Origin of the sequence: Pseudooceanicola marinus, assembly GCF_020177265.1 — a bacterium.
Classification (GTDB): Bacteria; Pseudomonadota; Alphaproteobacteria; order Rhodobacterales; family Rhodobacteraceae; genus Pseudooceanicola; species Pseudooceanicola marinus_A.
The window spans coordinates 542223-566436 of record NZ_JAIVMC010000001.1; the positions used below are offsets into that span (position 1 = coordinate 542223).

A 24214-nucleotide genomic window follows, 5' to 3' on the forward strand; every position below is an offset into this window, starting at 1 on the left:
CCGGGCGGCCTTCCGGTCTCCTCCGGGCGGCCCTTTCGTACAGGACAGGGTAGCTGCCAGCAGACCCGGCCTCTACATCAGTTTGAAACCTTCACCGATACTTTTTTGAGTCGCGGCACCGTGGTTTTGAGCAGACTGGCGGGCCAGACGCAAAGCGGCGTCACCGGAGTGACGCCGCATCGCAGCGGAAATCCGCCGCTTTTCAATAAAGAAGGAAATTCAATCCCTTGAGAACTCAGGCGTTCAAGGCCTTCAACGCCGGGTAAGCGGCACGATAGACCTCATACTTTTTCGCATAGGCCTCCGTCAGCCTGGCATCAGGCAGGATCTCCTCGCCGACCTCGGGCGGACCGAAGACCGTGGCGTCGTGACGGCCAAGCGCCGCAGCCGCCGCCAGTTTCGCCGCCCCGAAGGCCGCCCCGTAGTCGCCGTCCCGCGGCAGCAACAGGTGCAGCCCGGTGATCGAGGCCATCAGCTCCAGCCAGGCGCGGGACCGGGCGCCACCGCCGACGGCATAGGCCGCCTCCAGCCCGGTGCCGGCCTTGCCCAGCACGCGCACGCAGTCGGCAAAGGCCATGGCGACCCCTTCCATCACCGCCTGCACCATCTCGGCGCGATCCACGTCGCGGCGCAGCCCCAGGAAGGCACCGGAGGCCGACGGGTCATTCAGCGGAGTGCGTTCGCCCGACAGGTACGGCAGGAAGGTGACCCGCGCGGGCGCCTCGACCTTTTCCGGCACCAGGGCCGCCAACTCGGGCACCGGCGTGCCGGTGATCTCCGACAGCCAGGTCAGGGAATCGGTGGCCGACAGAAAGACCCCCATCTGGTGCCAGGTGTCGGGAATCGCATGGCAGAAGGTATGAACCGCGTCGCCCGTATTGGGCTGGTAGCGGTCGGTCGCGGCGAACAGGACTCCGGAGGTGCCAAGCGACAGGAAGCCGGTGCCCGGCTCCATCACGCCCATGCCGCAGGCGGTGGCGGCATTGTCGCCGGCGCCACCGGCTACGGGCACCTGCCCCACGCCCCAGGCCTCGGCCAACTCTGAACGCAGGTGGCCCGACACGTCGGAGCCTTCGACCAGCCCCGGCATTTGCGACCGCTCCAGCCCCGTCGCGGCCAGCAGCTCATCCGACCAGTCGCGCGCGGCGACATCCAGCCAGAGCGTCCCGGCGGCGTCGGACATCTCGCTCATGTATTCGCCGGTCAGCCACAGGCGAAGGTAGTCCTTGGGCAACAGGACCTTGGCGGTCTGCGCGAAGATCTCCGGCTCGTTCTCGGCCACCCAGAGGAGTTTCGGCGCGGTGAAGCCGGCCATCACCAGGTTGCCCGCGATGCCGTGGAAATCGGCCCGTTCGGTCAGCGTCTCGCATTGCGCGCCCGAACGGCCGTCGTTCCACAGGATGCAGGGACGCAGCACCTTGTCGGAGGCGTCCAGCAGGGTCGCCCCGTGCATGTGGCCCGACAGGCCGATGCCCTGCAGCTTCGCCAGGGCGCCGGGGTGATCGCTGCGCAGCTTGCCCAGCACGGCCTCGGTCGCCGCGATCCAGTCGGCCGGGTCCTGTTCGGACCAGCCCGAATACGGGCGCGAGACGGTCAGCGGCGCATGGGCCACGGCCACCATGTTGAATTCATCGTCCACCAGCATCGCCTTGATGCCGGAGGTGCCAAGATCAAGTCCCAGGTACATGGCGTTACTCCGGCATCGCGATCTGAAGCTTCACGTCGGTGTCGCGCGCCTCGACCGCGCGGTCAAACCCGGCAATGCTGTCCTCGAAGGGGATCGTGCCTGAGATCAGCGGCGTCAGGTCGACCTTGCCCGAGGCCATCAGCGCGATCGCCCGGTCATAGACATTGGCATAGCGGAAGACCGTCTCGACCCGCAGCTCCTTGGCCTGCAGGGCCACGATATCGACGGGCACCGGATCGACCGGCATGCCGACCAGGACGATGGCGCCCCCGGGCCGGGCCAGGTCGGCCACGCCCAGGATGGCCGGCGCCGCGCCCGAGCATTCGAAGACCACGTCGGCGCCCCAGCCGTCGGTGGCCTGCGCCACAGCCTCGGCCGCCGGCGTGTCGCGGATGTTCACCGTCTCGATCCCGTCATAGGCGCCGATGATGTCCAGCTTGGGCTGCGCCATGTCGGTGACAATCACCTTGGCACAGCCGCCGGCCAGCGCGGCCAGGGCCACCATCATCCCGATGGGCCCTGCCCCGGTGACCACCGCGACGTCCCCCGGCTGGATGCGCGCGCGCAGCGCCGCCTGCATGCCGATGGCAAAGGGTTCAACCATCGCCCCTTCGGCGAAGCTGACGCTCTCGGGCAGCTTGTAGGTGAAGGCGGCTGGGTGGATCACCTCGGGCGTCAGGCAGCCATGGATCGGGGGCGTGGCCCAGAACCGCACCGCGGGGTCCACGTTGTAGATCCCCAGCTTCGACGCGCGGGAGGTCGGATCGGGAATGCCCGGCTCCATGCAGACGCGATCACCCGGCTTCAGATCGGTGACCTCGGCGCCACACTCCAGCACCACGCCGGAGGCCTCGTGTCCCAGCACCATGGGCGCGTTCACCACGAAGTGACCGATCTTGCCATGGGTGTAGTAGTGCACGTCGGACCCGCAAATCCCCACCGTGTGGGTCTTGATCCGCACATCCTTCGGCCCGAGCGTGCCGGGAATGTCGAATTCACGCAGGGCCAGCTTGCCCTTCTCTTCAAGAACCAGAGCCTTCATTCTGGCCTCCTCCCTCTTGTCGTCCAGACGCGGGCGAGCCGCGCAGCCCCCCGCACCTGTGCTGAAGGCCATGGCGGGGGTTGTAAATCAAAACCCGACGACTGCGCCATCTTTTGCACTGCGGCGGAAAAATCCTATCAGCCAGCCCGCGGGATCCGCGCAGAACCGGCGATTTCCGGGGTTTGCCTGCGACCTTCGCCGCACAGCGGCTGGTACGATTCGCGCAAGGTGCCCGCCGGCAGCGCATAGATCGAGCCGGGCGCCCTCGGTTGCCCGACGGGCCATCCGCGCCTGCGCGGCCCGCCAGCGCCCCGGCGGCCTTGCCCGAACGGGCATGCGCCCTATCCTATTGCTCCACTGTGACAGCTGGCCGAGCGCGCCTTGCGCTTGATCTAGCCCCTCCGGACAGGTCATAATGACCGCCGAGACCAGACCTAGCCGTGGAGGCCTGACCGATGCCAGCCCAGACCATGAAACGCCGCGTGCAATTCGTCTGCGCCGTGTTCCTGCATATCCCGCTGGTGGCCATTGCCGCCTATGCGCTGTCGCAGGACGTGATGGCGCATGTGCAGATCCTCGGTGTCGCACTCGTGGCCACCCTGATCGGCACCATGCTGATCGTGCCCTACATCGGTCGCGCCCTGGACGAGGGTGGCACCCCGGCCCGCAGCCAGGGCTGAGCGCAGGTCCTTTGGGGTCTTTTCCGACAGAGTGACATACAGCGTCGGTGCCTGCAGGGGCCAGGCGGATGATCCGTGGCGAGTGACCTGAGGGTTGCTCGGCGTGTCGCCCCGGTGCGTCCGGATCGGCCTGCCGGCAAAGCCTCCGACCGAAAGCGCAATCGTCACTGGATGCGCTCTAGGACGTCGTCCTAGAGGAAGAGATATAGGATCCAGGCCAGCAACGCGACCTTGGCCGCGCCCACGGTCAAAACCAGCCCGCGGTTCTCGGGCGCCCGCAGCCAGTCCCACCAGCTGTGCCCCTGCGCCTCCGCCTCATCAGCGTCACCGAACAGCGTCGCCTCGATGCCCGCAAGAACCTGCGGCCCGGGCACGGGGTCCGGCCCCGGCTCACGCAGGACCAGGCCGGCGAAATGCTCCGTCCAGCGTCGGTGCGCCTCGCGCATCTCCGGATCGACCATCACGGCAGTTTCCACCTCGTCACGCTCGGCCCCCTGCAGGAGGCCGAGGGCAAGCTCGGCGGACAGAATGGTCTTCTCGTCAGAGGTCACGTGACCTGCGCTCCTTCCCCAGTTTGCCGATCCACGGCCCTTTTCTTCGCGGTCTCCGGCCCCAGTTTGATGGGGCCGGGCATGGTCGACGGATCCTCAGCGATACATCGCGCCGGATCAACCCGGCCCTGAGGCCGTACGACCATCTGTACGCGCACATACGCAGCCCGCGCCAAGGGAGTTTCCTTTTTTCCGGAAAAATTCTTCACTTTCTCTCCAGCGGCGCGCCGACGGCGGGTCATCGGGCGCGGAACAGGCTGCCCAGGATGCCCCGCACGATGCGCTTGCCGGTGGTGCCCGACAGTTCGCGGATCACCGCCTTCTGCAACGCCGCGCCCAGGTCCGCGCCCAGGCCCCGGTCGCGCGAGGACCGCGATGACCTGCGCGAGGTCGTGTAGCGGCGACGCTCTCGCTCTTCGCGCTCTCGCGCTTCCAGCTCCGCCTCGCGACGTTCGGCCGCCTCGGCCTCTTTCGCCGCGGCGGCGGCCCGGCGGGCCAGGATCTCATAGGCGCTTTCCCGGTCCACCGCGCGGTCGTATTGCGCCGCCACCGGCGAGACGGCCATCACATCGCGCCGCTCGGCCTCGGTGATGGGCCCAAGCTGCGAACTGGGCGGGCGGATCAGGGTCTTCTGCGCGATCCCCGGCACGCCCTTCTTTTCGAGGAAGGAGGTCACGGCCTCGCCCGTCCCCACCTGGGTGATCGCCTCTTCGATGTCGAACGCGGGGTTGTCGCGGTAGGTCTGGGCAGCCAGACGCAGCTCCTTGCGATCCTTGGCGGTGAAGGCGCGCAGAGCGTGCTGCACGCGGTTGCCCAGCTGGCCCAGCACGTCGTCAGGCACATCGGCCGGGTTCTGGGTGCAGAAATAGACGCCGACGCCCTTCGAGCGGATCAGCCGCGCCACCTGTTCCACCTTCTCCAGCAGCGCCTTAGGCGCATCGTCGAACAGCAGATGTGCCTCGTCGAAGAAGAAGACCAGCTTGGGCTTGTCGGGGTTGCCCACCTCGGGCAGCTCCTCGAAGAGCTCGGACAGCAGCCACAGCAGGAAAGTCGCGTAGAGGCGCGGGGTCTGCATCAACTTGTCGGCGGCTAGCACCGAAATCGCGCCGCGCCCGTCGGTGTCGCGGCGCATCAGGTCGCGCAGCTCCAGCGCGGGTTCGCCGAACATCTGCGCCGCGCCCTCCGTCTCCATCACCAGCAGCCGACGCTGGATCGCCCCGATCGACGCGGTGGAGATGTTGCCGTAGCGCAGCGACAGCTCCTTGCGGTTCTCCCCCAGCCAGACCAGTAGTGCCTGCAGGTCCTTCAGATCCAGCAGCGCCAGCCCTTCCTCATCGGCCACCCGGAAGGCAATGTTCAGGATCCCCTCCTGGGTGTCGTTCAGCTCCATCAGCCGCGCCAGCAGCAACGGCCCCATCTCGCTGACCGTGGTGCGGATCGGATGGCCCTGCGCGCCGAAAAGATCCCAGAAGATCACCGGGAAGGCGGCATAGTCGAAGTCGTCGAAGCCGATGGAGATCGCCCGGCTCATAAAGGCATCGTGCAGCTTGCCCGCCGGATCTCCCGCCTTGGCGAGCCCCGACAGATCGCCCTTCACGTCCGCGAGGAAGACCGGCACCCCCTGGGCGGAGAATTCCTCCGCCATGATCTGCAGCGTGACGGTCTTGCCCGTGCCCGTGGCGCCGGCGATCAGCCCGTGACGGTTGGCATAGTCCAGGCCCAGGTACTGCGGGTCACGCCGCTCCGGGCCCGCGCCCCCGATGAAAATGCCATTCAAGTCGTCCATGCTTTTCCCCCGCATTTCCGGACAAAGGCGCCGACGGCGCACGGTTGAGAATATTCGCTTAACCAAATGATGCCAGCCTGTCCTCCTGTTCTTCGTCTCATGTCCTTTGGGCGAGGGACAGACTTCCTCCCTGTCAGACTGGCCGCGCTCCTCGGGGCGCGGCTTTTTTCCCTCCCGCCGCCAAGCCGTGGCATCGCGTCCTGCCCGCAATTGAGGCACCGCACCGCGGGCTCACGGGCTGCCATCGGAGTGTCATATTTCCGTGTTGACTACCCCCCGCAAACCGCCTAGCGTGACTTCAAATACAAGTCGGCCAGTCCGACGGGGAGCATAAAAATTGGGAAAAGGGGTCCATTTCGGGCCCCTTTTTCCGGCTCCCGCACCCTTTCCGCAAATGGACCGTTCCGGACGCCGCAGCCTGCGTCACGCCGCCCCTGCGTGCCAATACGCCGGCGCACCAGCCGGAGCGTGCCCAATTCCGCGGCACCGGCCCGGAGGGGGGACTGACAACCGGCCGCGCCCGTGCTAAGCGGGCGACGAAGCAATTATCGAAACAGGACCCGTCATGCGTTCTATTACCAAATTCTCGACCGCCCTGCTGGCCGCGACCCTGCTCGCCGGCCCTGCCCTGTCCCAGGATGACCTCGACATGGGCGCCGAGACGGCCCCGGCGGAGCCGCAGGTCGGTCAGAGCTACGCGAAGGAAGAAGTCGGCGACTGGACCGTCGAGTGCATCAAGACCGAAACCGGCGAGGATGAGCCTTGCCAGATGACCCAGCTGATGACCCAGGAAGACGGCAACCCGATTGCCACGGCCTCCTTCTTCAAGACGCCCGAAGGGTCGCAGGCCGTGGCCGGCGCCAACATCATGGTGCCGCTGGAAACCCTGCTGCCCGCGGGTCTGCGCATCAATGTCGACGGCAACGAGGACAAGGTCTACAACTTCACCACCTGCAACCGCGCCGGTTGCGTGGCGCGCGTGGGCTTCAGCCAGGCCGATCTGGACGCCTTCAAGGCCGGCAGCACCGCGAACCTGACCATCCGCCCCTTCGCCGCCCCTGACGTCGATGTGCCGATGAGCCTGTCCCTGACCGGTTTCACCGCCTCCTTCGAGCAGGTGACCGTGCCCACGGCCGCCGCCCAGGCCGCAGCGCCGTCCGAGAACTGATCGGATCTCCGGACACCCGGACCCGGAAACGCCGCGCCTATATCGGGCGCGGCGTTTTTCGTTCTGCGCCAGATGCAAGACACGGGGTCAGACCTGACGCCGGACCAGCCCGAAGCCTGATCGTCCCGGTGGCCTGCATGCCCTGCGGGCACGCTATCTGGATCATAAATGTAGAGAAGATGCGCAGGCGCCGGGCGCAGGTGCTCCCTTGCGTGCGCGCCGCGCTCAGACCCGCTTCAGGGCCAGAACGGCGTTCAGACCGCCGAAGGCGAAGGCGTTCGACAGGGCCACGTCGACCTTGGCCTCGCGAGCCTCGTTCGGCACCACGTCCAGTGCGCATTCGGGGTCGGGTTCTTCGTAGTTGATCGTCGGTGCCACGACGCCATCGCGCAGGGCCATGATACAGGCCAGCAGCTCCACCGCGCCGGTGCCGCCAATCAGGTGGCCGTGCATCGACTTGGTCGAGGACAGCATCACCGTATCCGCGTGACGCCCGAAGACATCGGCCACCGCCGCGCTTTCGGTCTTGTCGTTGGCCGCGGTGCCGGTGCCATGGGCGTTGATGTACTGCACGTCTTCCGGATTCAGCCGCGCATCGCGCAGGGCCCCGGAAATCGCCCGTGCCGCGCCCTGTTTCGACGGCATCACGATGTCGGTCGCATCCGAGGACATGGCGAATCCCGCAACCTCTGCCAGGATCTCCGCGCCGCGCGCGCGGGCATGATCGTAATCCTCGAAAACGAAGACGCCTGCCCCCTCGCCCTGCACCATGCCGTTGCGATTGGCGCTGAACGGGCGGCAACCGGATTTCGACATGACCCGCATGCCTTCCCATGCCTTAACGCCCCCGAAACAGAGCATGGATTCCGACCCGCCGGTGACCATCACCGGGCTCATGCCCGTGCGCACCATCTGGAAGGCCTGGGCCATGGCGTGGTTCGAGCTGGCACAGGCCGAGCTGACCGTGAAGGTCGGGCCCTTCAGGTTGAACTCCATCGACACATGGCTTGCTGCGGCGTTGTTCATCAGCTTCGGAACGACGAAGGGGTGAACGCGGTTCTTCCCCTCCTCGTAGACCGAGCGGTAGTTCTCGTCGATGGTCGTCATGCCACCACCCGAGTTGCCCAGGATCGCGCCCGTCTTGTGCGCCAGTTCCCCGGCAAAGCTGAGGCCCGACTGCGCGATGGCCTCGCGCGCGGCGACCAGGGCGAATTGGGTGAAACGGTCGTACAGCGCCATCTGCTGACGATTGAACAGCCCCTCGGAGGAAAAGCCCTTCACCTGGGCGCCGATGTTGACCAGCAGGCGGTCGGCGTCGCGCACGTCCAGCTCGGCAATGCCGCAGCGGCCCTCGCGCATCGCCTCGAGGGTTTCGGGCACGTCATGACCCAGGGCATTGATCGTGCCCGCGCCGGTAATGACGACCCGCTTCACGCCTTCTGTTCCGCCACCAGCTTTTCAACGCCCGCGACGATGGCAGCGACATTGGAAATGTCGAAGTCGCTTTCCTCGGGTTCGTTGGCGTTGAAGGGCACCTGGATGTCGAAGGCTTCCTCGATGGCGAAGATGCTTTCCACCAGACCGAGGGAGTCGATCCCCAGATCTTCCAGCGTGCTGTCCATCTTGACGTCGGAGGGCTCCAGCACGGCCTGCTCCGCGATGATCTCGATGACCTTCTGCCTGATGTCCGCCATGGACCCGATCCCCCTCTGGATGGCTTGCCGCTGATCTAGTCGTTCTGACCCGGCTTGAAAACCGCTTTCTGCAACTCGGATACCTGTTTCAGCAGCCGTGGCAGGCGGCGCAGCGCCTTGTAAGTCTCGACGTGGGTATCCATTTTCACTGCCGGATAGCCCATGACCACGCGACCTGCGGGCACGTTCGTCAGGATGATCGAGGCGCCGCCCGCAACCACCCCGTCTCCGATGAAGATGTTGTCCGACACGCCCACGCGTCCGGCCAGAACGACGTTGTTGCCGATCCGGGTGGAGCCGGCGACCGCCACGCCGGAGGCCATCAGGCAATCGCGCCCCACGGTCACGTTGTGACCGATCTGGCAGAGGTTGTCGATCTTGCAGCCGTCGCCGATGCGCGTGGCGCGCACCGTGCCCGCGTCGATGCAGGCGTTGCAGCCGATTTCCACGTCGTCGCCCACCTCGACGGCCCCGAGGCTGTGGATGCGTTCCCAGGCCTGCGCCTTGGCATGGCTTTCGCCGCCAAGGGTGCCCCGCGCCTCTTCCACGGCGCCGGCTTCGGGCGTGACGAAGCTGAACCCGTCGCCGCCGATCACCGCGCCCTGGTGGGCGGTGAACCGCGCACCGATGCGGGCGCGCGGCCCGATCTTCACGCCGGCATGCAGCAGCGCCCCCGCGCCGATCCGGGCGTCCCAGCCCACGTAGACCTGCGGCCCGATGACCGATCCCGCGCCGATCTTCGCCCCGCGGGAGATCACCGCGAAGGGGCCGACGCTGACGTCCTCGCCCAGCTCGGCGCCCTCTTCGATATAGGCCATGGGGTGGATGCCAGAGCCGTACCCTGCACCCGGATCCAGCAGTCGGGTCACGGCGGCCAGCCCCATCCGGGGCCGCGCCACGAGGATGGCGGCGTCGAGGTCATGTTCGGTCCAGTCCGCGCCCTCCCACAACAGGGCGGCACGGGCCTGGCCCTTGGCCAGCCCTTCGGCAAATTCGGGTTTCATGGCGATCGCCAGATCGCGCGGGCCGGCCTCGGCGGGCTCTGCCACGCTGTCGATTTCGAGCGTGCCGTCGCCCAGGATCTCACCGCCCAGGGCGCGGGCGATCTCTTCCATTCGATAAGCCATCAGGATCCTTCCCGCCTTTGCGGGCCGGTTTAGCTGTTCCCCTGATCCAGCACCACCCCTTCCGCGGCCAGCGCGGACCAGACCTTTGCGTCACGGCCATAGACATCGTCGCGGTAGTGGACCCGGCCCCGGGTGTCGGTGAAGGCGGTGCGATAGACCAGGTGCACCTGAAGCGGCTCGCGCAGGTCGACCTGCGTCTCGCGGCCCGTGCGCAGCTTCGACTGGAAGACGCCCTGCGGGTCGCTTTCCTGGTAGGACAGCAGGGTATAGGCGAAATCGAAGGGATCCTGCAGGCGAATGCAGCCGTGGCTGAAGGCGCGGACCGTGCGGTTGAACAGGCTCTTCGAGGGCGTGTCATGCAGGTAGATGTTGTTCGTGTTGGGGAACATGAACTTCACCAGGCCAAGCGCGTTGCGGTTCGACGGCGGCTGCTTGATGTCGAAGGGGAAATTGGCCCGGGTGAACTGGGTGAAATCCACCGCATCGCGCGGCACGACGCGGCCGCGTGCATCGATCAGGTTCAGGTGCCCGGCGGCATAGGGGTTCTGCTGCATCTGCGGCAGGTATTCGTTCACGGCGATGGACCGCGGCACGTTCCAGGTCGGGTTGATGATCATGTGTTCCATGACATCGCTGAACTCGGGGCTGCGGCGGCCATCCATGGCGCGACCAATGACCGAGCGGGTGCTGAACACCACTTCGCCGTGGTCGATCAGCTTGGCGTGCATGTCGGGCAGGTTCACCCAGACGTGCCGCTCGCCCAGGGGGCGGTTGATCCAGCGCTCGCGCTCCATGGCGACGGTGATGGCGCGCAGGCGTTCTTCCTGGCTGACGTTGATCGCCTTCAGCGTGTTGGCGCCGACCACGCCGTCGGGCTCGATGCCCGCGTCACGCTGGAACTGCTGCACGGCGGCCTCCAGCACGGCGTCGTAGCGGGCCGAGGCGCGCGGCGCGAGGTAGCCCATGCGAACCAGCCGATCCCGCAGCGCGATCACGGCGCGGCCCTGATCGCCCGGCTCCAGCTTGCTGGCCTGCACTATGGGGCCGTAGCCCCCGGCGGCCATCTCTGCCTGCATCTTCAGGCGGGCGCGCAGCAGTCGACGGTATTCATCGCGCTGCGGCGGCAGGCCGGCGACGAAGCTCAGCGGCGCCGGGCCGGTGATCCCCTGCAGGTATTGCGAGGCATCGCGCAGCGGCACCTCGCGCACGATCTCGCTGTCGACCCGTGCCGGTGTCAGGATGCCGGTCTGCAGATCGGTGGCCACGTCCAGCCAGATCCGGCTCAACTCCACATCCAGAAGACCCCGGTCACGGTCGCTGACGGCAGCGGCCATGCGCGCCATCAGGTCGTCGGGATCCACCTTGCCGCCCGGCAGCCCATGCAGCGGCATCATGCGGATCGCTTCCAGCAGGGCGGCGCGGCGGGCGGTGAACTCGGCCCCTGCCCCGGTCCAGATCGGGGTGAAATCGCGGGCGCGGTAGAAGGCCGCCAAGTCTCGATCACGGGCGGCCGCCTCGGCCACGGCGGTCTTGAACCCGGTCAGGGCGAACCCCTCCATCGCGGTGGCGGAGGGCGCCGGCAGAGACAGCGCAGCAGCACCGGCAATCAGCGCGGCCGCAGTGGTGCGGCGCAGGAAACGGGCAACGGTTTGCCGAGACGTCATGAAAAGAACCCTCCGGGCCAGGCGAAAAATCTGTTTAAACAAAGCTGTGGCAGGCTCTGCCACCTGTCCATTCACTTTTCGGTCAGGCAGTTAATATACCTCTGCCGCGATGCATAGCGGAAACGCTTTGCGCCTGCCACTGCGGAAAACCTGACTCGAAACCGGCGGATTTGCGCCAAAATCCGCCGATTTTCCACAGGGATGGAACCGGCCGGGTTCCAGAAAAAATGGAACCGTGTCATAAAAATCGCGCATCTGGGGACGATGGCACATACCGCCAGCAAGGCGGAACAGACGAAGCGACGGGACAGCGCTACATGACCAAAGGCAATGCGAGCATCTCGCGACGCGCCCTTCTGGGGGCCTTCGCGGCAACTGCAATCACCGCAGCACCGACTTTCTCGAAGGCTGCAGGGTTTCTCCGAAACGCCGGAGATATCCGGCGCATCAAGATGTATTCCGCCCGGACGGGCGAGCATCTGGACATGATCTACTGGATCGAGGGCGAGTATCTTCGCGACAGCCTCGACGAGATCACCCACTTCTTCCGCGACTGGCGCGACGATCAGACGAAGACGGTCGACCTGCGCACCATCGACATCATGGCGGCGTCGCATTCGCTGATGGACTGCGATGAACCCTACCTGTTGCTGTCGGGCTACCGCACCCCGCACACCAACGCGATGCTGCGCTCGAAATCGCGCGGCGTGGCGCGCAACTCGCTGCACATGGAAGCCAAGGCCGCCGACCTGCGCCTGGCGACCCGCTCGGTCAACCAGATGGCCGCTGCCGCCGAAAGCTGCCGCGCGGGCGGTGTCGGGCGCTACTCCGGCTCGAACTTCGTGCACATGGATTGCGGCGCCCTGCGCCATTGGGGCGCCTGAGCCCCGGCCCTACCGGCACCCTGCCGCGGGCGACCGCCTGTTCCGCACCCCCGCCTTCGGGCGGGGAACGCGGCCCGAAGAACCGCCCCGCCGAGGGCGGTTTTTTCTTGCCCTACCCCCGGTCCGGGCCGCGCATGAAAAAGGGGGCGATGCCGTGCACCACCCCCGATCTCTCTCACGCTGCTGCCTCGGTCAGCCCAGCACGTTCTTCACGGCCTTCGCGGTGGTGGCGACGATGGTGTCGGCCTCCTCGCGGGTCAGGCAAAGCGGCGGGGCAAAGCCCAGGATGTCGCCCTGCGGCATGGCCCGCCCGATGACGCCCATCGAGGCCAGCTCGGCCGCCACGGCGGCACCGACCTTCTTGGACGGATCGTAGAACTTGCGGCCTGCCTTCTCTTCCACGAACTCCACCGCGCAGAGCATGCCTTCGCCGCGCACGTCGCCCACGTGGGCGTGCCCGGCCAGCGCATCCCGCATGGCCCCTACGAAATAGGCTCCGGTTTCGCCGGCGTTCTTCACCAGGCCCAGCTCATCAATCAGGCGCAGGTTGGCGACACCGGCGGCGGCGCCGATCGGGTGGGCGGAGTAGGTCCAGCCGTGACCGATGGGCCCGTTCTCATCGGTGCCCTGCTCCAGTACCTTCCACATGCGGTCGCCCACGATGGAGCCCGACAGCGGCGCATAGGCGCTGGTCAGACCCTTAGCGATGGTGATCAGGTCGGGCTTCAGCCCGTAGTGATCCGACCCCATCATGGTGCCCAGGCGACCGAAGCCTGTGACGACCTCGTCCACCACCAACAGGATGTCGTGCTTGGCCAGCACCTTCTGGATGGCGTCCCAGTAGCCTGCGGGCGGCGGCACGATGCCCCCGGTGCCCAGCACCGGTTCACCGATGAAGGCCGCGATGGTGTCGGCGCCCTCACGCTCGATCAGCGCCTCAAGCTCCGCCACGCAATGGGCGGTGAAATCTTCCTCGCTCATGTCCAGATCGTCGCGGCGGAAGTAATAGGGCGCTTCGGTATGGATGATGGGCGCGCGCGGCAGGTCGAACTTGTTGTGGAAGGTCTCCAGCCCGGTCAGCGAGCCGGTCATCACGCCGGACCCGTGGTAGCCACGCCAGCGGCTGATGATCTTCTTCTTCTCCGGCAGGCCGCGGATGTTGTTGTAGTACCAGATCAGCTTGATGTTGGTCTCATTGGCGTCGGACCCCGAGAGGCCGAAGTAGACCTTGCTCATGTTCGCGGGGGCGCGTTCCATGACCATATGCGCCAGTGTCACCGAGGCCTCGGTGCCGTGGCCGACATAGGCGTGGTAATAGGCCAGCTCCTTGGCCTGCTCGGCGATAGCCTCGGCGATCTCCTGGCGGCCGTAGCCGACGTTGACGCAGTAGAGGCCCGCGAAGGCGTCCAGCAGGCGGTTGCCGTCACGGTCCTGGATGTGGACGCCCTCGGCGGTCTTGATGATGCGGTTCGGGCTTTCGCCGCGCGCATGCTGCGCCAGATGGGTGGAGGGGTGGAAGAAGGACTCGCGGTCCCATTTGTCGAGCTGGTCGTTGGTCAGCATGTCAGGCTCCTGTATCGGATCAAAAGCGGCACGTAATCCGCTGAAAATATGTATTCTTTCCTGGAATCTCCGGTGCATGCACCGGATTCCGGATCAGGTCGTGATGCCATGGGCGCGACTGCGCCCGGGGACCTCCCGTGACCTGAACGCACCAGCGGATCGCCGAAAGGCACGCGTCTCTCTGCCCGCGCTCGGGCCGGTTTGCCCGGCCGGAGCGGCCATTCCGCCCAAGACGCAGGCATGCGGATCAGCGGTGATGACGCTTTTCATATCTCTGCTCCTGATTCCGGATTGACGACTCGGGCGGGGTTCCGGCTTCTGTTGTGCACAACATGATCCGAGTCGCAAACAGGGATCCTGCAATCGGCGCGATTTTCGCGAAAGATGGCAGGGCGGACCAGGTGGCGGCGATCATGCTTGCCCATGATGTGTACAAATCGGATGGAACCAGATGTCCGCCAGCAAGGCCCCCTTCTCCGCCGCCGAATATGACCGTCGCATCCGCATCACCCGCCAGGCCATGGCGGAGGCCGGGATCGACGTCCTGTTCATCACCAACCCGTCCAACCAGAACTACCTGACCGGCTATGACGGCTGGTCTTTCTACGTGCATCAGGGCGTCATCCTGACGATGGAGGGCGCCCCCTACTGGTGGGGCCGCCTGCAGGACGCCAACGGCGCCAAGCGCACGGTCTGGATGGAGCATGACCATATCCTTCACTACGCCGACCGCTACATCCAGAGCCCCGATGTGCACCCGATGGAGGACCTCGCCAGCCACCTGCGCATCATGGGCCTCGGCGACAAGCGCATCGGCGTGGAGATGGAGACCTACTTCTACACCGCCAAGGCCCATGCCGTCCTGCTGGACGGCCTGCCCGAGGCCGAAATCTTGGATGCCTCCACGCTGGTCAACTGGCAGCGTCTGATCAAGTCGGACGAGGAATTGGCGTTCATGCGCCGGGCCGCGCGGATCTCTGAACTGGTGATCTCCCGCGCCGTGGAACTGGCGGAACCGGGCATGCGCAAGCACGACCTGGTGGGCGAGCTCTACAAGACCGCCGTGCAGGGCGAGGAAGACAGCTGGGGCGATTACCCGGCCATCGTGCCCCTGCTGCCCTCGGGCGAGGATGCAAGTGCGCCGCACCTGACCTGGAACGGCGAGGCCCTGAAGAAGGGCGAGGCGACCTTCATCGAGCAATCGGGCTGCTACCGCCGCTACCACGCGCCGCTGTCGCGCACGCTGTTCCTGGGCAAGCCGCCGCAGTTCATGATCGACGCCTCCGAGGCGCTGACCGAAGGGCTGAACAATGGCATCGAGGTGGCCCGCGCCGGCAACCGCGCCTGCGACATCGCCCGCGCCCTGGATACCGCCCTGCTGAAGGTGGGCATCGAACGCCCGAACCGCGCGGGCTATGCCGTGGGCCTCAGCTACCCGCCGGACTGGGGCGAACACACCGTGTCGATCCGCGCCTTCGATGAAACCGTGCTGGAACCCGGCATGACCTTCCACTTCATGCCCGGCCTGTGGATGGACGACTGGGGTCTGGAGACGACCGAAACGATCCTGATCACCGAGGACGGCCCGGCGGAAACCCTGTGCAACATCGAACGCAAGCTCTTCGTGAAGGACTGATGACCGACCTGACCACTGCCAAGCAGATGCTGGGAGAGCTGATCGGCTTTCCCACCATCTCCTCCGACAGCAACCTGGATGCCATCGCCTACATGGCCGAGGTGCTGGGCCGCGCCGGCGCGCGGGTCGAGATCCTGCGCGACGAGAGCGGGCAGAAGGCCAACCTCTGGGCCACCATCGGCCCTCAGGATCGCGACGGCGGGCTGGTCTTTTCCGGCCATTCCGACGTGGTGCCGGTGCAGGGCCAGGACTGGTCGCGCGATCCCTTCGACATGTACGAACACGACGGCCGCCTCTACGGGCGCGGAAGTTGCGACATGAAGGGCTTCATCGCCTGCGTTCTGGCCATGGCCCCGCGCCTGTCCGAGACCGTGGGCGACCGGCCCTTCCATTTCGCCTTCACCCATGACGAGGAGGTCGGCTGCCTTGGCGGGCGGGCGCTGGTGGAGGAGTTGGCCAAGCGCCCCGTGCGCCCGGCGCTTGCGCTGATCGGCGAGCCGACGCTGATGCAGGTGGTCGATGGGCACAAGGGCTGCTGCGAATACACCGTGCGCTTCACCGGCACCGGCGGGCATGGATCCTCGCCGGAGGCCGGGGTGAACGCGGTGGAATATGCCACCCGCTACATCGGCAAGCTGATGCAGCTGCGGGCTGACCTGAAGGCCCGCGCGCCCGAAGGCTCCCCCTTCGACCCGCCGCATACGACCATCAACATCGGCGCCCTGCACGGCGGCACCACCCATAACGTGATCCCGTCGGCGGCCATGCTGGACTGGGAAATGCGGCCCATCAACGATGCCGACCAGGCCTTCGTCAAGGACGCCGTGGCCCAGTTCATCGCCGCCGAGATCCTGCCGGAGATGCGTCGCCTCTCGCCCCAGGCCGACGTGGTGACCGAGGTGGTGGGCGAGGTCTGCGGGTTGCTGCCCATGCCGGAGAACGAGATCCGCGACATGGTCCAGCATCTGACCGGCGCCAACGGCGCCTCGGTCGTGCCGTTCAACACCGAGGCCGGGCTGTTCCAGCAACTCGGGATGCAGGCGATCATCTGCGGCCCCGGGTCGATCGAACAGGCACACAAGCCGGATGAATTCATCGAGATCGACCAGATGGCCCAATGCCTCGACCTGATCGGCAAGCTGGCGGTCCATCATGGATGACATCAGCCAGCTTTCCGCACTGGACCGCGCCGATGCGCTGGAGGCGGAGCTGCGCGAGCGGATCTGCCTTCTGGACTACACCCCCGGCCAGCGCCTGTCGGAGACGGAGCTGGCCGAGGAATTCGGCATCTCCCGCACGCCTCTGCGCAAGGTGCTGGCGAAGCTGGAGGGCGCCGGGCTGGTGTCCTCGCGCCACGGGGTCGGCACCTTCGTCACCGAGCTGGCGGACGAGGAGCTGGACCAGATTTATCGCCTGCGGCTGGAGCTGGCGCAGCTGGCGGCGAAGCTCGATCCGGTGGCGCCGGCGCCCGAAACCCTGTCGCGCTTTCGCCGCCTGGCCGAACGCGGGCGCGCCCTGCGTCCCGACCCTGACAGCCCCCGCCCACTGGCGCGGCTGATCTACGACTTCATCCAGGCCCAGGCCGAACTGTCGGCGAACCGACCCCTGATGGATTTCGCCACCCATCTCTATTCGCAGACCGCGCGGCTCTGGGTGCATTCCCTCTATGCCTCGGATCTGGACCTGGGCGAGGAAATCGCCATCTTCGCCCGCGAGGTGGAGGACATCCTGCAGGCGTTGGAAACCGGCGACATGGAGGCGGCGGCGCTGATCCACCGGGCCCATGTGTCGATGTCCTGGCGCCGGCTGCGGGCGCGACGGCTGACCCGATCTTAACGGCGGCGTAAGGCGCCGCTGCGATGCTGCGACGGCATCAGCAGCGGAGAGGCGCATGGCGCAACACGATCTCAACGTCTTCGACATGGCGACGATCAGCACCAGCAACCCCTCGGGTTTCAACAGCGCCGGCGGAGAACAGTTCTGGCTGGGCTGGGACACGATCACCATCTCCGAGGGGGCTCGCTCGGACGTCGTGGTGATGGAGGATGATGGCGACTTCTTCGACGACGACGACATCGACCAGCGCGTTGCCTACGACCAGGTCGTGCACGGCTATGACGTGCCCGGCGGCACCCTGCTGGAAGCGGAATACGAGCTTTTCGTGCGCGACAGCTGGGGACGGGTCTACACCATCCAGCTCATCTCGGTGAACGGCGATCCATCCACCATCTATGGCTATTCCATCGTCGGCGATCCGCCCCCTTCGGCGAGCCGCTGATCATCGTCGGGCGCGCCGACGGGTTGCACGGCTTCTACCGCTATTCCGACAGCGCCGCCGTGGCCTGTTTCACCGCCGGCACGCGCATCGCGACAGCCACAGGCCACGCGCCCGCCGAAACTCTGCGCCCCGGCGCCCGCCTGCGCCTGGCCGACGGCGGGCTGACGACACTGCGGTTGGTTCTGACGCAGCAGGCCCGACCGGGACCGGAGGCACCGGCGGCGCCGATCCGCCTCCAGAAGAACGCCCTGGGCCCGGGCCGACCGGCCCGTAGGCTGGTGCTGTCGCCGCAGCACCGCGTTCACATGCCTGATCTGGGCGGGCTGGTGCCGGCAAAGGCCCTGACTGTCCTGCCCCGCATCGGGCCGCTGCGCGACGGGCGCGCCCAACTCTACATCCATCTGGTGCTGGACCGCCACGCCATCCTCCTGGCTGAGGGCCTCCCCTGCGAGAGCTTCTGGCCCGGCGCGCAGGCGATGAAGGCGCTGGCTCCGCAGGAACGCCGACGGGTCCGGGCGATCATGGGGACGCGGCCGGAGCCTGCCCTGCCTCTGATACGCGTGCAGGAGGCGCGACGCCAACTCGCCGCGCTATCGGCCCAGCCTAAGATGCGCAGCCCTTCCAAGATCGGCACGCGCAGCCTCGGCAGCGGCGACAGCACCGATGTGCGCGAGTGGAAAATCGCGGCCAGCCGGATCTCCCCAAATCCGAGCGATGCGCACATCAGCACGTCGGTACGCGCCAACAGGATCTGAGACAGTCCCGCTACGCGCCCCTTCGTGCAAAGCACGGATTGCGCGAAATTCGGGGACGGCTACCTGCCGCCGTCACGCACATTCCTGACCTTGGCGGCGCTATGCGGATAGCACCCCAGGGGCAGCGCCTGTCGCCGGAGATCAGGACGAGATCGCGTAGCGCTCAACTCATTCTTTGATGATGGCTTCTTCTCGCCCTAATCTAAAAGGCAAAGAGAGCCTCGGAACATTCTGATAAAATTAAAAAACCCGACCCGGCACAGGCCGAATCGGGTCATGGTCACGTTGCGGCCTTCCTGCAAAGGCCACCCTCAGGGATCAGGCGTCGTCCCAGAGCTCCTGGCTGACCTTGATGACCAGTTCCAGCTTGCGGCGCTGGTCGTCCATGGTCACGGCGTTGCCTTCCTCGGTGGAGGAGAAGCCGCACTGCGGCGCGATGCCCAGCTGGTCCATGTCGGCGTATTTCGACGCTTCCTCGAACTTGCGCTTGATGTCGTCCATCGGCTCCAGCTCGGGCGTCTTGGTGGTGATGAACCCGGCCATGACGCGCTTGTTGCCCTTGGGCAGCAGGCGCAGCGGTTCCAGGCCGCCGGCGCGGTCGGTGTCGTATTCCATGAAGTAGATATCGACATCGGCCTTGTTGAAGATCGCGTCGGCCGCGGCCTCGTAGCTGCCTTCGGCAGCGTGGGTGGAGCGGAAGTTGCCGCGGCACATGTGCATGCCGATGGTCATGTCCTCGGGGCGGTCCTTGATCGCCTCGTTCAGCATCCAGGCATAGCGGTCGATCAGCCAGTCGGGATCCTGGCCGCGGGATTCCCACAGCGCGCGGTGCTTCGGGTCGCCCAGGTAGGCGAAGAAGATGTCATCCAGCTGCAGGTAGCGGCAGCCCGCGTCGTAGAAGGCGCCGACGGCTTTCTTCCAGCACTCGGCCAGGGCCGCGGTGAAGACCTCGGGGTCCTTGTATTCCTCGACGAAGATGTCCTCCGGCGCGGTGCGGAAGTGCGCCGCCGACGGGCCGGGGATGGAGATCTTCGGGCAGACGCTGGTGTGGTCCTTCACGAACTTGAAGTGCTCCAGCATCGGGTGATCGGCCGGGAAGTCCAGCTTCTTGGTGATCGTCGACACGGTCGGCGGGGTTTTCACGCCGTGGAAGGCGATACCCGCGTCGGGGTCGCGCTGCACCAGGTCGAGACCGTCCAGCATGCCCATGTAGTCGAAGTGCCAGAAGGCGCGGCGGGCTTCGCCGTCGGTGACGACCTTCAGGCCGACCTCTTCCTGCATCTTGATCATCGCCGGGATCTCGCGATCCTCGATCTCGCGCAGCGCATCACCGGTGACGCCGGCCTTGCGGGCCTCGGCGATGGCGGTCGGGCGCAGCAGGCTGCCGACGTGGTCGGCGCGGAACGGCGGTTTCAGCGTGCTCTTGGTCATCTCGTCTTTCATCCAGTTTCCTTCCCTGAAATGTGCGATGCGGCGGCGCCGCATCCTGTCTCAAGCGGATGAATACATTTGACCAGACTTCCCGCCGGGTTGGAAGGCGATACCCCGGAAAATCGGCCATTTTTCGCTATTTTACAAAAACTTATGCATACATAGGCAGCGACGTACGGCAACGGCGAAAGCCCCCGGGCGCGGAACGCCGGGGGCCATGGAATTTTACCAGTAACACCCCGGGCCAGAGCCCGGGGCGCAGATCATTCCGCCGCGATCGCCTTCGGGTCCTTGCCCGGTACGTAGTTCAGAATCGGACCCAGCCAGCGTTCCACCTCGGCCACGTCCATGCCCTTGCGGGCGGCGTAGTCGGCGACCTGGTCGCGCTCGACCTTGGCGACACCGAAGTAGTAGCTTTCGGGATGGCCGATATAGAGGCCCGAGACCGAGGACCCCGGCCACATGGCATAGCTCTCGGTCAGCTCGACGCCGGTCGCGGCGGTGGCATCCAGCAGATCGAACAGAGTCGTCTTCTCCGTGTGATCGGGCTGCGCGGGATAGCCCGGCGCGGGACGGATCCCGGCGTAGGGTTCGCCGATCAGCTCCTCCGGCGCATAGGTTTCCTCCGCCGCGTAGGGCCACAGCTCCTTGCGGACCTTCTCGTGCATCCGCTCGGCAAAGGCCTCGGCCATGCGGTCCGCCAGGGCCTTCACCAGGATCGAGCTGTAGTCGTCGTTCTTGCCCTCGAAGGCCTCTGCGATGGCGATCTCCTCCACCCCGGCGGTGACGACGAAGCCGCCGATGTAGTCGTCGACGCCCTTCGGGGCGACGAAATCGGACATGGCGACATTGGGCCGGTCGCCGCGTTTCGAAGTCTGCTGGCGCAGGGTGAAGAAGGTGGCCCACTCTTCGTCGCGGCCCTCGTCCTTCCAGACCGTGATGTCATCCCCCTGCCCGTTCGCCGGCCAGAACCCGACCACGGCGCGCGGCGTGAACCACTTCTCGTCGATGATCCGCTTCAGCATCTCCTGCGCGTCCTCGAAGAGCGCGCGGGCGGCCTCACCCTGTTTCGGGTCGTCCAGGATCTTGGGATAGACGCCCTTCATCTCCCAGGTCTGGAAGAAGGGGGTCCAGTCGATGTAGCGGGCCAGTTCCGCCAGATCCCAGTCCTCATAGACCTTGGTGCCGAAGAAGGCCGGTTTCGCGGGCGCGTAGCCGTCGAAATCTATCTTCAGCGCATTGGCACGGGCGGCCTCCAGCGGCAGGCGGGTCTTGGCGGCCTCGGCGCGGGCGTGTTTCTCGGCCACCTCGGCGTATTCGTCACGGATGTTGGCGACATATTCCGCTTTCACCTGTTTCGACAGCAGCGAAGAGACCACGCCGACCGCGCGGCTGGCGTCAGTGACGTAGATGGCCTGCCCCTCGTCGTAGCGCGGGTGGATCTTGACGGCCGTGTGCACCCGGCTGGTGGTGGCGCCGCCGATCAGCAGCGGGATGTCGAAGCCCTGCCGCTCCATCTCGGACGCGACATGCACCATCTCGTCCAGCGACGGTGTGATGAGGCCCGACAGGCCGATGACGTCGACGTTTTCCTCCTTGGCCACCTGCAGGATTTTCTCGGCCGGGACCATGACGCCCAGGTCGATGATCTCGTAATTGTTGCAGGCCAGGACGACGCCGACGATGTTCTTGCCGATGTCGTGCACGTCGCCCTTCACCGTGGCCATCAGGACCTTGCCCGCGGCCTGCTGCTGGTCCCCACCGTTCAGGCGCTTTTCCTCCTCCATGTAGGGCAGCAGGATGGCGACGGCCTGTTTCATCACGCGGGCGGATTTCACCACCTGCGGCAGGAACATCTTGCCCGCGCCGAACAGATCGCCGACCACGTTCATCCCCGCCATCAGCGGCCCTTCGATCACATGCAGCGGACGTTCGGCGGCCTGGCGCGCCTCCTCGGTGTCGTCGTCGATGAACTCGGTGATGCCGTTGACCAGCGCGTGTTCCAGGCGCTTCTCCACCGGCAACTCGCGCCACGACATGTCCTTTTCGCGCCCCTTGGCGCCGCCCTGCCCGCGGTAATCCTCCGCGATCTCCAGCATGTTCTCGGTGGCGGAGTTGCCGTTGGCCGGCGTGCGGTTCAGTACCACGTCCTCGCAGGCCTCGCGCAGCTTCGCGTCGATCTGGTCGTAGACCGCCAGCTGGCCGGCGTTGACGATCCCCATGTCCATGCCGTTCTGGATGCCGTGGTAGAGGAAGACGGCGTGCATCGCCTCGCGCACCGGTTCATTGCCGCGGAAGGAGAACGACAGGTTCGACACCCCGCCCGAGATATGGACATGCGGGCAGGTCTCGGTGATCCGCTTCGTCGCCTTGATGAAGTCGACGCCGTAGTTGTCGTGTTCCTCGATGCCCGTGGCGACGGCAAAGACGTTCGGGTCGAAGATGATGTCCTCGGGGTCGAAGCCCACCTCCTCGGTGAGGATCTTGTAGGCGCGCTGACAGATCTCGACCTTGCGGTCCTCGGTATCGGCCTGGCCGGTCTCGTCAAAGGCCATGACCACGACGGCGGCGCCATAGGCGCGGCACAGGTTGGCCTGGTGGCGGAAGTTCTCCTCGCCTTCCTTCAGCGAGATCGAGTTGACCACCGACTTTCCCTGCACGCATTGCAGGCCCGCCTCGATCACCTCCCACTTGGAGCTGTCGATCATGATCGGCACCCGGGCGATGTCGGGTTCGGCCGCGATCAGGTTGAGGAACTCGATCATCGCCTGTTTGGAATCGATCAGACCCTCGTCCATGTTGATGTCGATGATCTGCGCGCCGTTCTCGACCTGCTGGCGGGCCACGTCCAGCGCAGTGGCATAGTCGCGGTTGGTGATCAGCTTGCGGAACTTGGCGGAGCCGGTGACGTTCGTCCGCTCGCCCACGTTCACGAAGGGGATGTCCTTGGTCAGCACGAAGGGCTCCAGCCCCGACAGCTGCATCAGGGGCTGATGCTCGGGGATGGCACGCGGGGCATGCGGGCTGACGGCCTCGGCCACGGCGCGGATATGGTCATAGGTGGAGCCGCAGCAGCCGCCGACGATATTCACCAGCCCGTCACGGGCAAAGCCCTCGACCAGGGCCGCCATTTCCTCCGGCGTCTGGTCATATTCACCCATCTCGTTGGGCAGGCCGGCGTTCGGATAGGCGCAGATCAGCGTGTCGGCCACGCCCGACAGTTCCGCGATATGCGGGCGCATGGCATCGGCGCCGAGCGCACAGTTCAGGCCGACGGTCAGCGGCTGCGCATGGCGCACCGAATGCCAGAAGGCCGTGGGGGTCTGCCCCGACAGGGTCCGTCCCGACAGGTCGGTGATGGTGCCCGAGATCATGACGGGCGTGCGTTCGCCCCGCGCCGCGAAGACCTCCTCGCAGGCGAAGATCGCGGCCTTGGCGTTCAGCGTGTCGAAGATCGTCTCGATCAGCAGGATGTCGGCCCCGCCTTCCAGCAGCGCCTCCGCCTGCTGGCGGTAGGCGACCCGCAGGTCGTCGAAGCTGACGGCGCGGTAGCCGGGGTTGTTCACGTCGGGGCTGATCGAGGCGGTGCGGTTGGTCGGCCCAAGCGCGCCGGCGACGAAGCGTTTGCGCCCGACCACCTGTTCGGCGCGGTCCATCGCCTGCCGCGCCAGCCGGGCGCCGGCGACGTTCAGTGCGTGCACCTGATCCTCCAGCCCGTAGTCGGCCTGGGCGATGGTGGTCGAGGAGAAGGTGTTCGTCTCGGCGATGTCGGCGCCGGCCATGGCGTACTGGAAATGGATCTCCTCGATCGCTTCGGGCTTCGTCAGGTTCAGAAGGTCGTTGTTGCCCTTCTGCGGCTTCTCTTCGCCGCCCTCGACCGCCGCATGGGCGCCACAGCCACAGCCGCAGCCCGCGCCGTGCCCGTGGAAATCCTCCTCCGACAGGCCAAGCTGCTGGATCTGCGTCCCCATGGCCCCGTCGAGGATCAGGATGCGCTCACGGGCGGCGCTGCGGATCTGCTCGAAGACCGGGGAAAGACGAAGTTGGGAAGAGGACATGAAACCAGGGACCTGCTGAAAGTTAGGGCAAAGGGAGACGGACTCCGGGGGAGGTTTCTGCCTACCGCAGCGCAGAAAGATCATCCACTTCATATAAGGCATGGAGAATATGAGGCTCATTCACATTGTAGCCCGATCGAGGTGGACCAGGCCTTGATTCTGCGCCGCAGAAGGGCCGCCACCCCGGGCGGCGCTGCAAATCGCGTCGCA

19 protein-coding genes are annotated in these 24214 nt (G+C 66.2%); 8 read left to right on the forward strand and 11 right to left on the reverse strand.

What is annotated here, in order from left to right:
* Window positions 1-235 precede the first annotated feature (235 nt).
* Complete coding sequence (xylB, locus tag LC066_RS02530) at window positions 236-1687, reverse strand: xylulokinase (RefSeq protein ID WP_224896404.1); 1452 nt, start codon at window positions 1685-1687, stop codon at window positions 236-238.
* A 4-nt stretch (window positions 1688-1691) separates the two neighbouring features.
* Entirely contained in the window at window positions 1692-2729 is a 1038-nt protein-coding gene (locus tag LC066_RS02535; protein ID WP_224896405.1) for an NAD(P)-dependent alcohol dehydrogenase, read from the reverse strand.
* A gap of 455 nt (window positions 2730-3184) precedes the next feature.
* Between LC066_RS02535 and LC066_RS02540 the strand changes: the two genes are divergently transcribed.
* Window positions 3185-3409: a hypothetical protein gene (locus LC066_RS02540; protein ID WP_224896406.1), complete on the forward strand. Its 225-nt coding sequence runs from the start codon at window positions 3185-3187 to the stop codon at window positions 3407-3409.
* 191 nt (window positions 3410-3600) lie between these two features.
* On the opposite strand, the gene LC066_RS02545 is transcribed toward LC066_RS02540, so the two are convergent.
* Together LC066_RS02545 and LC066_RS02550 are read right to left on the reverse strand one after the other, a co-directional pair.
* On the reverse strand, window positions 3601-3960 hold the full coding sequence (locus tag LC066_RS02545) for a hypothetical protein (protein WP_224896407.1): 360 nt from the start codon (window positions 3958-3960) through the stop codon (window positions 3601-3603).
* 238 nt (window positions 3961-4198) lie between these two features.
* Window positions 4199-5746 (reverse strand): helicase HerA-like domain-containing protein, encoded by a 1548-nt coding sequence (locus LC066_RS02550; RefSeq protein WP_224896408.1) that lies wholly within the window; start codon window positions 5744-5746, stop codon window positions 4199-4201.
* Window positions 5747-6311: 565 nt separating this feature from the next.
* On the opposite strand from LC066_RS02550, the gene LC066_RS02555 reads away from it, so the two are divergent.
* On the forward strand, window positions 6312-6914 hold the full coding sequence (locus LC066_RS02555) for an invasion associated locus B family protein (RefSeq protein ID WP_224896409.1): 603 nt from the start codon (window positions 6312-6314) through the stop codon (window positions 6912-6914).
* Between the two features lie 225 nt (window positions 6915-7139).
* Here the strand turns inward: LC066_RS02555 and LC066_RS02560 are convergent, their stop codons facing one another.
* Genes LC066_RS02560 through LC066_RS02575 form a run of 4 tightly spaced genes read right to left on the reverse strand, consistent with a single transcriptional unit; the run spans window position 7140 to window position 11399 of the window.
* Window positions 7140-8348 carry a beta-ketoacyl-[acyl-carrier-protein] synthase family protein gene (locus LC066_RS02560; protein ID WP_224896410.1) on the reverse strand — a complete coding sequence of 403 codons (1209 nt, stop codon included), beginning with the start codon at window positions 8346-8348 and terminating at the stop codon, window positions 7140-7142.
* On the reverse strand, window positions 8345-8608 hold the full coding sequence (locus tag LC066_RS02565) for an acyl carrier protein (RefSeq protein ID WP_085886839.1): 264 nt from the start codon (window positions 8606-8608) through the stop codon (window positions 8345-8347). Before LC066_RS02565 ends, LC066_RS02560 begins: the two co-directional genes overlap by 4 nt.
* 35 nt (window positions 8609-8643) lie before the next feature.
* Entirely contained in the window at window positions 8644-9735 is a 1092-nt protein-coding gene (gene lpxD, locus LC066_RS02570) for a UDP-3-O-(3-hydroxymyristoyl)glucosamine N-acyltransferase (protein ID WP_224896411.1), read from the reverse strand.
* A 29-nt stretch (window positions 9736-9764) separates the two neighbouring features.
* The gene (locus LC066_RS02575; protein WP_224896412.1) at window positions 9765-11399 is read right to left on the reverse strand and encodes a L,D-transpeptidase family protein; all 1635 of its coding nucleotides are present in this window, start codon (window positions 11397-11399) and stop codon (window positions 9765-9767) included.
* Between the two features lie 317 nt (window positions 11400-11716).
* Here LC066_RS02575 and LC066_RS02580 point away from each other — a divergent pair, with 317 nt between their 5' ends.
* The gene (locus LC066_RS02580; RefSeq protein WP_224896413.1) at window positions 11717-12283 is read left to right on the forward strand and encodes a YcbK family protein; all 567 of its coding nucleotides are present in this window, start codon (window positions 11717-11719) and stop codon (window positions 12281-12283) included.
* A 192-nt stretch (window positions 12284-12475) separates the two neighbouring features.
* On the opposite strand, the gene LC066_RS02585 is transcribed toward LC066_RS02580, so the two are convergent.
* A complete protein-coding gene (locus LC066_RS02585; protein ID WP_224896414.1) occupies window positions 12476-13846 on the reverse strand; it encodes an aspartate aminotransferase family protein in 1371 nt (456 codons plus the stop codon).
* 451 nt (window positions 13847-14297) lie between these two features.
* On the opposite strand from LC066_RS02585, the gene LC066_RS02590 reads away from it, so the two are divergent.
* From LC066_RS02590 to LC066_RS02610, 5 genes are read left to right on the forward strand one after another with little or no spacing between them, the layout of a single operon-like run.
* Window positions 14298-15482: a M24 family metallopeptidase gene (locus LC066_RS02590; protein ID WP_224896415.1), complete on the forward strand. Its 1185-nt coding sequence runs from the start codon at window positions 14298-14300 to the stop codon at window positions 15480-15482.
* Window positions 15482-16642 (forward strand): acetylornithine deacetylase, encoded by a 1161-nt coding sequence (argE, locus tag LC066_RS02595; protein ID WP_224896416.1) that lies wholly within the window; start codon window positions 15482-15484, stop codon window positions 16640-16642. Before LC066_RS02590 ends, argE begins: the two co-directional genes overlap by 1 nt.
* A complete protein-coding gene (locus LC066_RS02600) occupies window positions 16635-17318 on the forward strand; it encodes a GntR family transcriptional regulator (RefSeq protein ID WP_222474537.1) in 684 nt (227 codons plus the stop codon). Before argE ends, LC066_RS02600 begins: the two co-directional genes overlap by 8 nt.
* A 55-nt stretch (window positions 17319-17373) precedes the next feature.
* Window positions 17374-17760: a hypothetical protein gene (locus tag LC066_RS02605; RefSeq protein ID WP_224896417.1), complete on the forward strand. Its 387-nt coding sequence runs from the start codon at window positions 17374-17376 to the stop codon at window positions 17758-17760.
* A gap of 23 nt (window positions 17761-17783) precedes the next feature.
* Window positions 17784-18515: a Hint domain-containing protein gene (locus LC066_RS02610; RefSeq protein ID WP_224896418.1), complete on the forward strand. Its 732-nt coding sequence runs from the start codon at window positions 17784-17786 to the stop codon at window positions 18513-18515.
* A gap of 318 nt (window positions 18516-18833) precedes the next feature.
* Here the strand turns inward: LC066_RS02610 and LC066_RS02615 are convergent, their stop codons facing one another.
* Both LC066_RS02615 and metH read right to left on the reverse strand, forming a co-directional pair.
* Window positions 18834-19958 (reverse strand): 5-methyltetrahydropteroyltriglutamate--homocysteine S-methyltransferase, encoded by a 1125-nt coding sequence (locus LC066_RS02615; RefSeq protein WP_224896419.1) that lies wholly within the window; start codon window positions 19956-19958, stop codon window positions 18834-18836.
* Between the two features lie 251 nt (window positions 19959-20209).
* A complete protein-coding gene (metH, locus tag LC066_RS02620) occupies window positions 20210-24004 on the reverse strand; it encodes a methionine synthase (protein ID WP_224896420.1) in 3795 nt (1264 codons plus the stop codon).
* Window positions 24005-24214: the final 210 nt, after the last annotated feature.